General features: G+C 55.5%; 14 protein-coding genes. 7 read left to right on the forward strand and 7 right to left on the reverse strand.

Annotated elements, in window-relative coordinates:
* The first annotated feature begins 231 nt into the window (after positions 1-231).
* Positions 232-1,806 (forward strand): trimethylamine methyltransferase family protein, encoded by a 1,575-nt coding sequence (locus DFP90_RS07535; RefSeq protein WP_115935846.1) that lies wholly within the window; start codon positions 232-234, stop codon positions 1,804-1,806.
* A gap of 51 nt (positions 1,807-1,857) precedes the next feature.
* Here the strand turns inward: DFP90_RS07535 and DFP90_RS07540 are convergent, their stop codons facing one another.
* Complete coding sequence (locus DFP90_RS07540) at positions 1,858-2,154, reverse strand: histidine kinase (RefSeq protein WP_115935847.1); 297 nt, start codon at positions 2,152-2,154, stop codon at positions 1,858-1,860.
* A gap of 118 nt (positions 2,155-2,272) precedes the next feature.
* Here DFP90_RS07540 and DFP90_RS07545 point away from each other — a divergent pair, with 118 nt between their 5' ends.
* Positions 2,273-2,533 (forward strand): hypothetical protein, encoded by a 261-nt coding sequence (locus tag DFP90_RS07545; protein ID WP_115935848.1) that lies wholly within the window; start codon positions 2,273-2,275, stop codon positions 2,531-2,533.
* A 111-nt stretch (positions 2,534-2,644) separates the two neighbouring features.
* Positions 2,645-3,562, forward strand: coding sequence for an SMP-30/gluconolactonase/LRE family protein (locus DFP90_RS07550; protein WP_115935849.1), 918 nt, complete (start codon positions 2,645-2,647; stop codon positions 3,560-3,562).
* A gap of 40 nt (positions 3,563-3,602) precedes the next feature.
* Here DFP90_RS07550 and DFP90_RS07555 read toward each other — a convergent pair whose 3' ends face one another.
* Both DFP90_RS07555 and DFP90_RS07560 read right to left on the reverse strand, forming a co-directional pair.
* On the reverse strand, positions 3,603-5,033 hold the full coding sequence (locus DFP90_RS07555) for a mannose-1-phosphate guanylyltransferase/mannose-6-phosphate isomerase (RefSeq protein WP_115935850.1): 1,431 nt from the start codon (positions 5,031-5,033) through the stop codon (positions 3,603-3,605).
* Between the two features lie 79 nt (positions 5,034-5,112).
* Positions 5,113-5,892, reverse strand: coding sequence for an NAD kinase (locus DFP90_RS07560; protein ID WP_115935851.1), 780 nt, complete (start codon positions 5,890-5,892; stop codon positions 5,113-5,115).
* A gap of 135 nt (positions 5,893-6,027) precedes the next feature.
* Between DFP90_RS07560 and DFP90_RS07565 the strand changes: the two genes are divergently transcribed.
* Positions 6,028-6,516, forward strand: a complete 489-nt coding sequence (locus DFP90_RS07565) for a hypothetical protein (protein WP_218044609.1) — start codon at positions 6,028-6,030, stop codon at positions 6,514-6,516.
* Between the two features lie 58 nt (positions 6,517-6,574).
* Entirely contained in the window at positions 6,575-6,982 is a 408-nt protein-coding gene (locus tag DFP90_RS07570; RefSeq protein WP_218044610.1) for a nuclear transport factor 2 family protein, read from the forward strand.
* 30 nt (positions 6,983-7,012) lie between these two features.
* Here the strand turns inward: DFP90_RS07570 and DFP90_RS07575 are convergent, their stop codons facing one another.
* Positions 7,013-8,953: a methyl-accepting chemotaxis protein gene (locus DFP90_RS07575; protein ID WP_115935853.1), complete on the reverse strand. Its 1,941-nt coding sequence runs from the start codon at positions 8,951-8,953 to the stop codon at positions 7,013-7,015.
* A 106-nt stretch (positions 8,954-9,059) separates the two neighbouring features.
* Positions 9,060-10,052: a GTP 3',8-cyclase MoaA gene (gene moaA, locus DFP90_RS07580; protein WP_115936101.1), complete on the reverse strand. Its 993-nt coding sequence runs from the start codon at positions 10,050-10,052 to the stop codon at positions 9,060-9,062.
* A 256-nt stretch (positions 10,053-10,308) separates the two neighbouring features.
* Here moaA and DFP90_RS07585 point away from each other — a divergent pair, with 256 nt between their 5' ends.
* Entirely contained in the window at positions 10,309-10,737 is a 429-nt protein-coding gene (locus DFP90_RS07585) for an SET domain-containing protein-lysine N-methyltransferase (protein ID WP_181905239.1), read from the forward strand.
* Between the two features lie 9 nt (positions 10,738-10,746).
* Here the strand turns inward: DFP90_RS07585 and DFP90_RS07590 are convergent, their stop codons facing one another.
* Together DFP90_RS07590 and DFP90_RS07595 are read right to left on the reverse strand one after the other, a co-directional pair.
* Positions 10,747-11,160, reverse strand: coding sequence for a BLUF domain-containing protein (locus DFP90_RS07590; protein ID WP_115935855.1), 414 nt, complete (start codon positions 11,158-11,160; stop codon positions 10,747-10,749).
* A gap of 45 nt (positions 11,161-11,205) precedes the next feature.
* Positions 11,206-12,102, reverse strand: coding sequence for a MerR family transcriptional regulator (locus tag DFP90_RS07595; protein ID WP_115935856.1), 897 nt, complete (start codon positions 12,100-12,102; stop codon positions 11,206-11,208).
* A gap of 392 nt (positions 12,103-12,494) precedes the next feature.
* Here DFP90_RS07595 and DFP90_RS07600 point away from each other — a divergent pair, with 392 nt between their 5' ends.
* Positions 12,495-14,633, forward strand: a complete 2,139-nt coding sequence (locus tag DFP90_RS07600; RefSeq protein ID WP_115935857.1) for a methyl-accepting chemotaxis protein — start codon at positions 12,495-12,497, stop codon at positions 14,631-14,633.
* Positions 14,634-14,670 lie beyond the last annotated feature (37 nt).

Consider the following 14,670-nt stretch of genomic DNA (forward strand, 5'->3'; position numbering starts at 1 on the left):
GCAGAGAGGTTTAGATCTGAACATTATGGTCGCATGAAGCACCGCGCAATATGAAAAAATAGGCTCAATCTGCCCAATGGGTGCCAGTCTTGCTGGGGATGACGCGCGTTTGCGATAACTGCGTCGCGTTTGTGGGGGTATCGGTCGCGAACTATGGGCATAACGGCTGACAATCAGTCGGAAAATGGCTGGTGCCAGACAATCCATATATAAAGCCCGGAGGGTTAATAAATGAGCGATGCGGAAACAGAAGGTCGGGGGCGGCGTGGTCGTGGCGGACGGGGTGCAGGCGGAGGCGGTCGTGCCGCGCGTCAGGCATCCAGATCCGGCGGCGCAAAGGCGTTCAAACCTTACATTTCCCGCGGCATCGGTTATTTCGAGCCGTTCAACGAAGAGCATCTCGCCACAATCGAATATAACGCCGATACCGTTTTGCAGGAAATCGGTATCGAGTTCCGTGACGATCCGGAAACGCTGGAGATCTGGAAAGAGGCAGGTGCCGACGTCCAGGGTGAACGTGTGCGTTTTGAACGCGGCATGCTGCGCCAGATCATCCAGAAGACCGCGCCTTCCGTCATTACCCAGCATGCGCGCAACCCTGCCCGCACCGTAAAGATCGGTGAAGGCAATTCGGTTCTGGTGCCGGCCTATGGTTCACCTTTCATCCGCAACCTGGATGAAGGCCGCCGCTATGCGACCATTGAGGATTTCCGCAATTTCGTGAAGCTGGCTTACATGAGCCCCGGTCTGCACCATTCCGGAGGCACCGTTTGTGAGCCGGTCGACCTGCCGGTGAATAAACGCCATCTGGATATGAACCTCACCCATATGACCCTGTCCGACAAGCCGTTCATGGGCTCTGTCACGGCGCCGGAACGCGCCCAGGACACGGTTGATATGTGTAAAATCCTGTTCGGGGATGAGTTTGTCGACCAGAACTGTGTTGTCATCAACCTGATCAACGCCAACTCGCCGATGATTTTCGACGATACCATGCTGGGCGCGTTGAAGGTTTATGCGCGCAATAACCAGGCTTGTGTGATTTCGCCATTCATCCTGTCGGGTGCCATGAGCCCTGTGACCGTTGCCGGTACGCTGACCCAGATCTTTGCCGAGGCTCAGGCCGGGATGGCCCTGACCCAGCTGGTGCGCCCGGGCGCACCGGTGGTGTTTGGTACCTTTGCGTCCTCCATCTCCATGCAGTCCGGTGCACCGACCTTCGGCACCCCGGAACCTTCCTTGGTGCTCTATGGCGCTGGCCAGCTGGCGCGCCGTTTGGGTGTGCCGTTCCGCTCCGGCGGCGGCCTGAATGCCTCCAAGACCCCGGATGCGCAGGCGGCCTATGAAGCGGCGAACACATTGCAGACCGCAGCGCTGGGCGGCGTGAACTTCATGCTGCACACAGCTGGTTGGTGTGAAGGCGGTTTGGCCATGTCTTATGAGAAATTCGTTATGGATGCCGATCAGGCTGCCATGATGGGGCGTCTGCTGGAAGGTCCGGACATGTCCGAGAACGGCCAGGCGATGGATGCGTTGCGTGAAGTTGGTCCGGGTAACCATTTCCTGGGTTGTGCTCATACCCAGGCAAACTTTGAAAATGCCTTCTACCGGTCACCGCTGGCGGACAATAACTCGTTCGAACAGTGGGAATCCGAAGGTTCCAAGACCATGGAAGAGCGTGCCAACGAATATTACAAAAAGCTGCTCAACCAATATGAAGCGCCGGCCATCGACGAGGGCGTCAAAGAAGCCCTGGAAGAATATGTGGCCAAGAAAAAAGAAAGCATGCCGGACGCCAACTACTGATAGGCTGAGTTTTCAGAAAAAGAAAGGGAGGGCTTTCGCCCTCCCTTTTTTTTATTTCCCGCCAAGATCCGCGGCCGGGTCGGTGCCGATCCGGGGCGGCCCGCCTTTGCTGGCTTGGCTGGGGCCAAAGGCCTTGTCCAGGATTTGCGTGGAATCCTCCGCCAGTTGGATCGCCTGTTCCAGCAGATGCAATATCTTGATATTGTTGCTGAGCACATGTTCTGCTTCCATGCGGTGGTCATCGGCAATATGTCCGCACCGGATCAGAATATCTTTACGGATGGTCTTCAGAATGTCTTCCAGTTTGAAGCCATCGGGTTTTTCCTCGGAGACCAGAAAGCGGGTCATGACGACTCCTTTTCGGCTGAAATCGGTTGTTTTTTACCTCTCCATGGGTAAAGGATGGCCCGGAATGGCCTCTGAGGTCAATGGAAACCTATAAATTACAGATGTTTAAGGTGTTGAAATGACCGATATGCCCAGTCTCACCGAAATTAAGAAGAAGTTGAATGCCGTCACCATGGAGATGATGGGCATCATCCAGAAATACCAGCTGGAAACGGCAGTGAATTCACCGTTTGACATGATTGAGGCGGTGAAGGCGCGCATCACCGATGAGGCGGACTATATCCGTTTCCTGGAATTATCCGTCGAAGGCCGTATTTATGGCGAGGCAGGGGATGCCTTGATGAAAGCGGATGAGCAGGCGGCGGAAGAAGGCCGTTAACCAAGAAAATTTCCACGATCCAAGTGTTGCTATTAAAATAATAGCGAGATAGGCTCTGACTTCATTGCTACTAAAACAATAGCAAAAAATATGAAGTGACAGAGGCCAATCATGAAACAAGCAAGATACGAGATCCTGGATGAACGCTTTACCCGCAGTGTAAAACAGCTGGAGCCGGTCGAGCAGCTATGGACGGGCGGCAAATGGGTGGAGGGGCCTGTTTACATGCCTGCGGCCCGCAGTCTGGTCTGGAGTGATATTCCTAATGATCGCCGCCTTCGCTGGGACGAACTGACCGGCGCTGTGGGTGATTATTGCAGCGGTCGCGGCTATTATACCAATGGCAGCACACTTGACCGCCAGGGTCGTATGATTTGCTGTGAGCACGGCACCAGGCGCGTGACCCGTCAGGAGCATGACGGGGCGATCACTGTGCTGGCGGATCGTTATGAAGGGCGGCGTTTCAACAGCCCGAATGATGTGGTGGTCCGATCCGACGGCACGGTTTGGTTTACCGACCCGGCCTATGGAATTGAAACCGATTATGAAGGTTTCAAGGCAGAACGGGAACTGGATGGCCAGCATGTCTATCGCCTGGATCCGGAAACAGGTGAAATCATGCAGGTCACGTCTGATTTTAAGCGGCCCAACGGATTGGCTTTTTCTCTGGATGAGCAGTCGCTTTATATCGTTGATTCCTGCGGCAACAGTTATCCAAGCAATGAGAAGCATATCCGCAAATTTCAGGTGCAGGCGGATGGCACATTGGGGGGCGGCGATGTTTTTGCAGAATGTACCAACGGTGTGTTCGATGGGTTGCGGATCGACGACCGGGACCGGATCTGGACCAGCGCCTGGGACGGGGTTCATTGTTATGAAGCCGATGGCACCTTGGTGGGCAAAATTCTGGTGCCGGAAATTGTTTCTAATCTCTGCTTTGGTGGGATGAAACGCAACCGCCTCTTCATCACCGCATCCACCAGCCTCTATTCGGTGCTATTGCCGACCAGTGGTGCCAAACTGCTGTAGGGGAAAGCGCGGGCGGGCGGCTTAGGATGGCCGCCCCTTTTTATTCTACCCGTCCGTAGGTGTCTTCCAGCCGCTCGATATCATCCTCGCCGACATATTCGCCCACCTGCACCTCGATCATATGAAGCGGGATCTTGCCGGGATTTTCCAGTCGGTGGATGGTTTGTTTGGGAATGTAGGTGCTTTCATTTTCATTGAGCAGGAAGGTTTTGTCCCCACTGGTAACCTTGGCGATGCCGCGCACGATAATCCAATGTTCGGACCGGTGCTGATGGCGCTGCAAGGAGAGAACCTCACCTGGTTTGACAATGATCCGCTTGACCCGGAATCGTTCCTCTTCATCCATGTCGCGATAGGAACCCCAGGGGCGATAGACGGTTTTGTGATGAACCGCTTCGGACCGGTTGTCCTTTTTCAGACGGTCCACGATGGCTTTCACATCCTGGGCTTTTTCATTGGAGGATACCAGAACCGCATCCTGGGTGGTGACGATGGTGACATCATCCAGGCCGATGGCTGCAATCAGGGAACCGTCATCAGATCGGATATAGCTGTTGGACACGTCATGCAGCATCACATCGCCAACCACAGCATTGCCTTTGCCATCCAGGGGGGAGACATCGCGCAGCGCCTGCCAGGCCCCGACATCATTCCAGCCGATTTCGGCCGGCACCACGGCCGCCAGATCGGTTTTTTCCATGACCGCATAATCGATGGAATCCGAAGGGCACGCCTCAAAGCTCTCTTTATCCAACCTCAGGAAATCAAGATCCCGTTGGGCTTTTTTCAAGGCATTGCGGCAGGCGTCGACCATGTTGGGATGATACTTTGCCAGCTCATCAACGAAGATCCGGCAGGGCAGCAGGAACATGCCGCTGTTCCAGGTGACATCGCCTGCGGCAATCAGGTCCTCAGCTGTCTCCCTGTTGGGTTTTTCCAAGAAGGAAGCAACCTGGAAAATGCCGTCGCCAAGCGCACTTCCCTGGCGGATATAGCCATAGCCGGTCTCGGGCCGGGTCGGGGTCATGCCAAAAGTAACCAATCTGCCATCATCGGCGGCTGCGCCGGCTTTCTCCAAGGCGGTGTTGAAAGAGGGCAGATCGGTGATCACATGGTCGGACGGCAGCAGGCACATGACGGCGTTTTCGTCATCCTCCAAAAGGCGCAGGGCGGCAATGGCCGCAGCCGGGGCGGTATTGCGGCCCACCGGCTCCAGGATCAGGTCGGACCATGGTTGATCCATGGCCTGCAACTGTTCTGCGACCATGAACCGATGCTGATCATTGGAGATCACCATCACGGGGTGAAATCGTTTTTCATCCGAAAACCGGCCAGCGGTTTCCTGGATCATGGTTTTATCACCGACCATGGGCAGCAATTGTTTGGGGTAATGGGCGCGGCTCATCGGCCACAATCGGGTTCCGGAACCGCCGGACAGGATCACCGGATAGATTTTCATGGTTTTGCTCATGTTTCTTGCCCCTTTTATGCCGACCCCAATAGAGGCTTAGGTTTTAGTATATTCATGCCGCCGATCAAGCCCAATATGCTCAGGCGGTGAATTGTTCCTTGAGGATGCGTTCCTCCAGATTATGTTCCGGATCGAACAGAATTGTGACACTGGTTTCACGATTTTCGTGAACCCGGACCAGGGCAATATCACGCACTTCCGTATCATCGGCCACGGCGCTTACGGGGCGTTTCAGATGTTCCAGAATTTCAAATTCGATCCGGGCGTTATGTGGCAGCAATGCTCCGCGCCAGCGGCGCGGTCGAAACGGGCTGATCGGGGTCAGCGCGAGAACGCCGGAACCAAAGGGGAGAATCGGGCCATGGGCCGATAAGTTGTATGCGGTGCTACCGGCCGGTGTCGCGACGATCACGCCGTCGCAGACCAGATTGTGCAGTCGGACCACGCCGTCAATCCGGATGTTGATCCGGGCCGCCTGCCGGGTTTCACGGAAGAGCGATACCTCATTGATGGCATGGGCCTCGATCTCGTCGCCCTTGACGGTGGTGGCCTGCATGGTCAGTGGATGCAGGTTGAAGGCCTGAGCCTGGCGTAGCCGGGATAGGAAATGATCCGGATGATATTCATTCATCAAAAAGCCGATGGTACCCCGGTTCATGCCATAGATGGCTTTTTCGGTGCCGACATAATCGCGCAATGTATGCAGCATGAAACCGTCGCCTCCCAGGGCGACAATGGTGTCGGCATCGGCAGGATCGACAAGATCCAGGTCCCCGCTCAGACGGATCTGGGCTTGCTGGGCTTTTTCCGTGTCGGAGGCCAGAATGGCAATTTTGCCAGTATCGCGTTGCGCGCTCATGTATTTATCAGGTCCGAGGTATTACTTTTCTATGCATTGCAATGCTATACAGGCTTTGGAGCCAAAGCCAGAGGCAATTAACAACTGATGCCCCTGGAACGGGACGAATAACAGTAAGGCGGAAAAGGATCGGGTATGCGTGGTAAAATGATAGGGGGGGTATTGGCATTTCTGCTGGCCTATGTGAGCGGGCAGGCCGCCGCTCAGCAGGATATTGACCGCTATGTGGGTTATTATTACCCGGCCCCGCAAACCCGGGAATTGTATGATTCTCCTGTTGAGACCCTGGCCGAAGCCAGCAAGATTACCCGTATCGCCTTTGTGACTGCGGTGACGGGCCAGTCAATGCGCCATCCTTATCCGCCGGATTATGCGCTTTTCGCCAAGGGGCAGGACTCGAAAAAACTGATCATTGTTGGTTTGGATTCAGGTCGTTACAATAGCCTCTACAGGATGCGCGCCTTGTTGGCGATCATGACCGCCATGGCACGCACGACGCCGATGTTCCGGGAAACGCCGGGCAGTGAAAATCTCAATTTCCTGGATATGGTCTGGGCCATGGGATTTGAATCGGTGACCATCAGTGACGGCCTGACAGCCACCCATCAGATATTCCTGAAATAGCGGGATGGGGCTTCAATAAGGCGATGAGGGCGCAAAGAGGCAGGGGATGATAGGGCATATGAATGACAAAGACCGTGCAGAGCTGTTGTTTGCCAATGACGCCTTTTATCTGACATTTGCAGAAGGCGATTTTGCCACCATGGAAACATTGTGGGCCGACACCTTCCCGGTCAGTTGTATCCATCCCGGATGGGAACCGCTGTTTGGGCGCGATGCGGTGATGACCAGTTGGGAAAGCATTTTGGAAAACCCGCCACAGGCAAAAGCATCCAATTCTGAGGCCTTTGTCAGTGGCGATCTGGGCTATGTGGTCTGTTTCGAGCAGGTCTCCGAAGGCCATTTTCTGCTGGCGACCAATATCTTTGTCCGTGAAGATGGCCGGTGGAAGATGAGCCACCATCAGGCGGGCATGACCCGCGCGCGTCCGCTCGAAGATATCCGGGCCCGTGAAGCGAAGGTGAATTGAGCCCCGGGGATCCGGCGCTCAAGTCAGGGGTCACTGCCGGACGGATGCCAGGAAGGTCTGGACCTCGCCTTTCAGTTTTTCCGCCAGGGCCTGCATTTCTGATGATGATTCCAGCAGGCGCTCCGCTTCGGCGCTGACCATGGAGGAGGCGTCGGTGACCGCGGAGACGTTGCTGGATACTTCCTGGGTGCCTGTGGCAGCTTTTTGCACGCTGTCGGCAATTTCCCGGGTGGCGGCACCTTGTTCCTCAACGGCGGCGGCAATGGCGTTGGCATATTCATTAATCTTTTCGATCGTGCCGCTGGTGGCCTTGATCTCATCCACTGACTGGTTGGATGAGGTTTGAATGCCCTCCACCTGGGACTGGATGTCGCCGGTTGCCTTGTCCGTTTGGGTCGCAAGGGATTTCACCTCATTGGCAACGACAGCAAAGCCTTTGCCCGCCTCACCGGCGCGTGCGGCCTCAATGGTGGCATTCAGGGCCAGCAGGTTGGTCTGCCCAGCAATGTCCTGGATCAGGCCGACCACTTCGCCAATCCGTTGTGCGGCATCGGCCAGTTTGCCAACCGTACCACCGGATTTCTGGACGCTTTGAACCGCCTCGCTGGCGATATTAATGGATTGGGTGACCTGGACGCCGATCTCCCGGATGGCAGCAGATAGCTGTTCTGTTGCCGCGGCAACGGTCTGAACGCTTTGTGTGGTTTCCGCAGCTGCATTGGAGACCGCGATCGCCCGGTTGGAGGATTCGTTGGCGCTGTCGGAAAGCTGGCTGGCCACCTGCTGGGTATTATTAGCGGCCTGGGCCACGGTTTCCACGATGGTCAGCACGGTTTTCTCGAAACTGTCCGCCATCTGATTGAGGGCGGCCCGGCGTTCTTCCTCAGCTCGGGCGTTAGCGGCTTTGTTTTCCTGGGCCAGACGCTCCACTTCCTCGGCGTTTTTCTTGAAGACCAGGACGGCTGCGGCCATGGCCCCGATCTCGTCGGTTTTATTCGTGCCCGGAATATCAACGCCCAGATCGCCATCGGCCAGCCGGGTCATGGCGCCAGTCATGCCACGCACCGGTGTGGAAACCCAGTTCCGCACCAGGATGCCCAGTGCCAGGTTAATGGCCAGGACGGCAATAACGGCAGTGATAATGGCGGTGAAGCGGAAGTTTTCCAGTGCGTGAAAGGCTTTTTCCCGATCAATGGCGAAACCCAGAGACCATTTGACAGACGGCAATCCTTCCACCGGGAAAAAGGCGAACATCAGATCACCCTCCTGGTCATCAAACCCGTCCAAACCATATCGCACGGTGGGAGTGTTTTCGGGGAAAGCCTCGGTCATGGGTTTAAGGGTCAGGTCCTTGTCCGGATGAACCAGGATCGTGCCCTGGTCATTGACGAGGAAGGCATAGCCGACCCCGCCCAAATCAATGGTGCGGACAATATCCGCCAGAACATCGATGGTGATGTCGCCGCCAACCACACCACGGACCGTGCTGCCATCCTTAACCGGGGTTGCCATGGTAACGATCAGGCCACCGGTGGATGCATCTGCATAGGGTTCGGTCAGGGTGCTGGCCCCGGCAGCCACCGCATCGGTGTACCAGGGGCGTTTGCGCGGATCATAGCCTTCGGGCAGGGCCTCGTCGGGGTGCATGATCATGTCCCCCTCGCTGCTGCCAAAATAACTGAACATGAAATTATCGGCCAAGACTTTGCGGTCCACCAGAGGGCGCACCTGACCGGCATCGGTGGTGTTGGCGATATTCTGACCGATATTCTCGACCAAAAGCTGACGGCCTTCCAGCCAGCCGGAAATATTGGTGGTGGCCAGGGCGCCGGTTTCCTCGACACCGGACTGGAGGTCTTTCAGGATTTCCCGTCTCTGGTTGAAATCGAAATAGACGATGAAAGCAATGAATGTGACGATCACAATCAGGGCCGCCGCAACCAGAATACGGCTTCCGATATTGAGGGACATGAAATCCGCCTCCCCGGTAGAAAAGATCCAAGCGTCTCCCGCTACCGCTATAAAAGCGCGAAATCATTAAGAAACTTATAATTTTTACGGTTAAAAGGGGGCTGTCTCAGCCGCCGGTGACGCTCATATGGCGGGCACCTGCTGCTTTCCGTTCCTGACGGTTCCGGACAAAATCATGCCCTTCCGGTTTTCTGGATATCGCTTCCAGGATGGCGGTGCGTACCCCTTCGTCATCATTGCCTGCGCGGAGCGGTGCACGCAAATCCGCGGCGTCATCCTGGCCCAGGCACATGTAAAGCGTACCGGTGCATGTCAAGCGGACCCGGTTACAGGATTCGCAGAAGTTATGGGAAAGCGGTGTTATGAAGCCCAGCCGGGCACCGGTTTCGACCACATTGGCATAGCGTGCCGGGCCGCCGGTGCGATGGTCGCTTTCGTTGAGCGCCCATTGGCTCTCGATCTCACGGCGCACATCTTTCAGCGACCAGAATTGGTCCAGCCGGTCTTCAATGCCGAGATCCCCCATGGGCATGGCTTCAATGAAGGTGAGGTCAAAGCCCTGTTCGCCACACCAGCGGATCAGGTGATGAACCTCGTCCTGGTTCACGCCTTTGAGCGCGACAGTGTTCAATTTGATCTTCAATCCCGCTTTCGCGGCGGCTTCCATGCCATCCAGGACCTGATCCAGGCGGCCCCAGCGGGTGATTGCCTTAAACTTGTCGGCATCCAGGGTATCCAGCGAAACATTGATCCGGCGCACGCCGATGTCATATAGTTCCGTGGCATGTTTGGCCAGTTGGCTGCCATTGGTGGTCACGGTCAGCTCATCAAGCGCGCCGCTATCCAAATGGCGGCCCAGCCTGCGGAACAGCCACATGATGTCGCGGCGGACCAGCGGCTCGCCACCGGTGATGCGCAGTTTCCGGGTGCCTAGATCGACAAAGGCACTGCACAGCCGGTCCAGCTCCTCCAGCGTCAGCAGCTCTTTCTTGGGCAGGAAGGTCATGTCCTCGGCCATGCAATAGACACAGCGATAGTCGCACCGGTCGGTCACCGATACGCGCAGGTAGTTCACTTCCCGTCCAAAGGGATCGATCATCTGCATGAAAACATTTTCCTTATTCTACCGTTCCATAATATGTGGCCGACCCCCTGGATAACAAGATCTTTAAGCGTCCTATGGCCGCCAATTTGCGCCTCGGGCCGTTTTCTATCTGAAAATTCACATTCCCTTCAAACGGAAAATGCTTGATTGGATTGCGACCTTGGGGTGAATATGTGGGGCTGCAAGCTATTGAATTGGATTGAATAAAGGGAAGAAGATGGAGAAGGGGCCATCTCAAGCCGGTGAGTCTGTGTGGACGGATGATCAAATCCCTGATTTGCCAGGAAAACTGTCCCATCGCATCGACGGCATCGAAGTGCGCGAAACCGGATCACAGACCAAGGGCCGGGGCCTTTTTGCCATTCGACCGATCCCGGCAAAAACGGTTTTGGATCTTTCACCCGTGCATATTATCCCACCGGCGGATTATAGGATCATCCGGGATCTTGGTTGCCGGCATCATATTTTTGCCTGGGATCAGCATAACGGTGAGGAGATATCTGCGGCCATCGCCTATGGCATCTTGTCATTTTGCAATCACGGGGACCAGCCAAATGCCCGTATCGCGCGGGATATGGCAGGCTGTCGGATGGCGCTGATCTCTACCTGCGATATCAGGGCGGATGAAGAGATCACGATCCGCTATTTCAATACCCGTTTTCGTGATGAGCCGAATTGAAAAACAGGATCACTCCAGGTTTTTCAATTCCAGAGTCATCATCAGGCCGAGCAGGCTGTCCGGGGACATTTCGTTCGGAATGAGTTTGTCAGAGGTTGAATAACGAAGAATAGTCTGCTGGTTTGTGAGGGTGTCGCCGAAATAGCCCATGGACCATTGCGGAAAAAAACGCTCGGTCACGGAATTGCAGCTGACCAACTCTATATTATTATGGCGTTCATCATGGGCAATCCGGTGATAGGTCTCACTGACCGCATGGCGGCCTCCTTCCAGAACCTGGATGAATTGGCGTCCGTCGAACCAGAGCGCGCCGGTGATCTGGTTGGCACGGTTCTTTGCAATGGCGGACTTCAACATTTGTGCCGCATTAAAGGGCCTGTCGCGGTTATAATCGCTGACATAGAGAAGCCTTGTTAGATACATCCACTTTCTCCTTTAAAACAGACCTGATGAGCACTGCCCTGGCGGCTATGACCTTGTTGCATCCAAGTCTTTTAAAAACTGTTCAAAAGTGACCAGGTCCCGGAAAATCCGAAGGCGGCCGGTCCCGGCCAGTTCCTGAGCGGCACAGCCGCCGATCCAAAGTTCCACGGTTTCAGGCAGCAGGCATTCTAGGTTTCTTACTTGGATTTCCGCCTGACGCAGATGCTCTCGCGCGACCAGGCTTAGCGCCACCGCAGCGGCATCTGTCTGCCGGGCCAGCATGGCCAGATCTTCAATTGGCGTATTGGGGCCGAGCTGGATGATGGGATATCCGCAATAAGCGGCGATATGCCCGGCCATCAGGCTGCCTAATTCATGCAATTCGCCAACCGGGGTGCTGATCAGGACCGGTTGTTTACCAAAGATAGTGCTGAATTGCGCGGGCATCGCTGAAAGTTGCTGGCGGATGGCGTTGGACAGGATATGTTCCTGCGCGACGCTCAATTCCCCTTTTTCCCAACGGTCGCCGATCCGTTGAAGCAGGGGGATGATAAAGTTGCTATAGGCCGTCAACGGCGGATGGGAATGAAGAACCGCACTGATCCGGCGGTGCATTTCGACAATGTTGATCTCATCAATGGCTTCAATAATCCCCCGAACAAAACTCGATTCAGCTGACCGGACGGTTTTAACCGCCTTGTCCGCCAGGCGGGCCAGGTCTTCATCCTCTAACTGGGCGACCTGACCAATGGCATGGCCATCCTGCACAAGGCGCACCAGCATGGAGATCCGATTGACATCCGTTTCGCTATATTGCCGCCGCCCGCTTTCATCACGCTGTGGCGCCACCGCCTGATAGCGCCGCTCCCAGGTGCGCAATGTTTCCGGCTTGATCTCGGCTATACTGCAAACGGCTGAGGTATTTAATTTAACGTCTGACATGGTTCTCCCGTTTCGATAGGGGAATTGAAACCGCCTTGAAACTGGGATTATTCGCGATGATTGGTAAAGGAACCGTAAATGAATAGCTATTGAACAGTAGAGGGCTACTAAATTGTAACAGCGGGAAATCTATGGGATTCAATAGTCTGGCTTGTTTGGTTTACGTTCTGTTTACAGATGGTTTACCAAATAGTTGGCATGAAGCCTCATCCGTTATCTTCTTGTTAACGAACTTCCTCTAGCTCTGTTCAAATCCCGGTCATGCGTGGCTGCCTTTGATTGGTGACCGGTTAGTGAATAGGACGCTATCTGAAATTCATTGGGAAGCGGGTGCATCTTGGAACCGATCCGGTTCGGCACTTTCCCCGGGGGCCAGGAAGGAGGAATGGATAATGACCATTCGTGCGAAGATTATGACCGTGATCGCCCTGCTGGGCGGGTTTCTGGTTGTTATATCCCTGATCGACGGGATCAAGGCGGCAAATGCGTATCTCGAAAACAGCAAGGCGCTGGAGGTGAATACGGCCTCGGATTTGTTGTTGAAGGCGGCGGGCGCCTGGGCGGTGGAACGTGGCACAACCGCCAGGGCTATGGGTAATCCATCCAATGTTTCAGCCAAACAGAAAGAAACCATTAAGGCAAAGCGCCAGGAAGCCGATACGGCACTTGCTGATGCGCTGGTAATCATCCGCTCCCATGGAACCGGCAAACTGGAAAAAGATATTCGTGCTGTGGAACGTGACCTAGCCGCCCTGAGAGGGTTGCGCAGCCAGGTGGATCAGGTGTTGTCACGAGGTGCAACAGACCCACAAACCAAGCTACAGGGGGAATTCTTTGGCAAATCCACCAGGTTGATCATGGACAGTCAGGCCCTGCGTATCCATGAAGAACAGGCGATGGGTAGTGGTGTCGCCAGAGAAGCGGTTACCGGGTTCACCGTCCGCCATAACCTGTGGGTGACCAGTGAATATTCGGGGCGCGAGCGAGGCTTCATGGCAGGACGCATCGCGCTGGGAGAGCCTTTGACCTCGGAACAGTTGGCCGGGATGAGCATATTCCGTGGTCATGTGGAAAGCGGTTGGGCTACGGTTGATCTTGAAAAGGAAGAGTTGAGTCCGGATTTCCAGGCCCGGGTGGAAGATGCCCGAAGGATCTATTTCGGTGATTTTGACCGGGTGCGCCAACAGGTCTATGAGGCCAGTGGTGCGAGCCAGGCCTATCCGGTCTCCAGCGCGGAATGGTTCCAGGCTGCGACCAAGGGCATTGCCTCCATGCTGGCGGCCCAGCAGATTGCCAGCAGGGATATCAAAACCGTTTTGGAAGATAGCCTGCAAAGCGCCCTGGTCACCATGATTATCGATTTTGTTCTGTTGGCATTGGCGTTGCTGGTCGGGATCGGCACTGCGATTATGCTGCAACGGAAAATCATTTCGCCGCTTAATGATCTGCAATACGCCATGAATGAACTGGCGGCTGGCAATCTGGATGTGCATGTCGCTGACATTAAAGGCAATGACGAGATCGGCCTGATGTCCAAGGCGACCTACAAATTCAAACAGGAAAGCCGGGCGGCGGAACGCTATCGTGAGGAGCAGCAGGAATACCGCCGGGCCGTGCGCGAAAAACAGAAACAGGAGTTGTTGAACCTGGCGGATGGTTTTGAAGGGGCGGTGGGCTCGATCATTGATGCGCTTTCTTCTTCCGCCACCGAACTGGCCGCCACCACCGGTGAGGTGAACGGCATCGCCGGTCGCACGGCGGGTCGGTCCAGTACGGTGCGCGATGCTGCAACCCAGGCCGGTGAAGAGATTTCCGGTGTCACCAATTCGGTGGACCAAGTTAATGAAGCGGTGACCGAGGTGTCCCGCAAGGTCACCGAAACCTCGCGCCTGACCGATGAGGCGGCCAGGAAGGCCGATGTGGCGGCGGAAAAAGTGCAGACCCTGAATGTGGCCAGTGCCAAGATCCGGGATATTGTTTCCCTGATTTCCGATATTGCCGACCAGACCAACCTGCTGGCGCTCAATGCGACTATTGAATCGGCGCGTGCCGGTGAGGCGGGCAAGGGCTTTGCCGTGGTGGCTAATGAGGTGAAAAGTCTGGCCAACCAGACCCAACAGGCAACCGATGAAATCAGCGCCCAGGTCGGGGCGATGCTCTCAGAGATTGATGCCTCCACCGAAGCGGTCAATGCGATCACCGATGCGGTGCGCAAGACCAACGGCACCATGAAGTCCATTTCCGAAGCCGTAGAGGAACAGGCAGAGGTTACCCGTCAGGTGGCCCAGTCGGCAAAATCCGCTTCCGGCCGTATCATTTCCGTGGTGGAGGAGATCAATTCGGTTGCCGATGATGCCACCGCGACCGGCGGTGCCACCGAACAACTGAAAGTGGCGGCGGATGAACTCTCCAAAAACTCCAGCACCCTGACCCGGGAAACGGAATTGTTCATCGAACATATCCGGACCAGTGACCAGGGGGGCGATCCCGCCAATGATGAAAATCAGGTGGCAACGATGGCGGCGGAATAATTCAAGGAAGGAAGCGACAGCCACCGCTTCCTGTTGA

This window comes from Aestuariispira insulae (assembly GCF_003385955.1).
Taxonomy (GTDB): domain Bacteria; phylum Pseudomonadota; class Alphaproteobacteria; order UBA8366; family Aestuariispiraceae; genus Aestuariispira; species Aestuariispira insulae.

Excerpts from the sequence above, each read along its gene's own strand:
- DFP90_RS07545 (WP_115935848.1), top strand. The coding sequence starts at position 2,273 with ATGACCGATATGCCCAGTCTCACCGAAATTAAGAAGAAGTTGAATGCC.
- DFP90_RS07590 (WP_115935855.1), bottom strand. The coding sequence starts at position 11,160 with ATGTATCTAACAAGGCTTCTCTATGTCAGCGATTATAACCGCGACAGG.
- moaA (WP_115936101.1), bottom strand. The coding sequence starts at position 10,052 with ATGATCGATCCCTTTGGACGGGAAGTGAACTACCTGCGCGTATCGGTG.
- DFP90_RS07555 (WP_115935850.1), bottom strand. The coding sequence starts at position 5,033 with ATGAGCAAAACCATGAAAATCTATCCGGTGATCCTGTCCGGCGGTTCC.
- DFP90_RS07535 (WP_115935846.1), top strand. The coding sequence starts at position 232 with ATGAGCGATGCGGAAACAGAAGGTCGGGGGCGGCGTGGTCGTGGCGGA.
- DFP90_RS07540 (WP_115935847.1), bottom strand. The coding sequence starts at position 2,154 with ATGACCCGCTTTCTGGTCTCCGAGGAAAAACCCGATGGCTTCAAACTG.
- DFP90_RS07565 (WP_218044609.1), top strand. The coding sequence starts at position 6,028 with ATGCGTGGTAAAATGATAGGGGGGGTATTGGCATTTCTGCTGGCCTAT.
- DFP90_RS07595 (WP_115935856.1), bottom strand. The coding sequence starts at position 12,102 with ATGTCAGACGTTAAATTAAATACCTCAGCCGTTTGCAGTATAGCCGAG.
- DFP90_RS07570 (WP_218044610.1), top strand. The coding sequence starts at position 6,575 with ATGAATGACAAAGACCGTGCAGAGCTGTTGTTTGCCAATGACGCCTTT.
- DFP90_RS07550 (WP_115935849.1), top strand. The coding sequence starts at position 2,645 with ATGAAACAAGCAAGATACGAGATCCTGGATGAACGCTTTACCCGCAGT.
- DFP90_RS07560 (WP_115935851.1), bottom strand. The coding sequence starts at position 5,892 with ATGAGCGCGCAACGCGATACTGGCAAAATTGCCATTCTGGCCTCCGAC.
- DFP90_RS07575 (WP_115935853.1), bottom strand. The coding sequence starts at position 8,953 with ATGTCCCTCAATATCGGAAGCCGTATTCTGGTTGCGGCGGCCCTGATT.
- DFP90_RS07600 (WP_115935857.1), top strand. The coding sequence starts at position 12,495 with ATGACCATTCGTGCGAAGATTATGACCGTGATCGCCCTGCTGGGCGGG.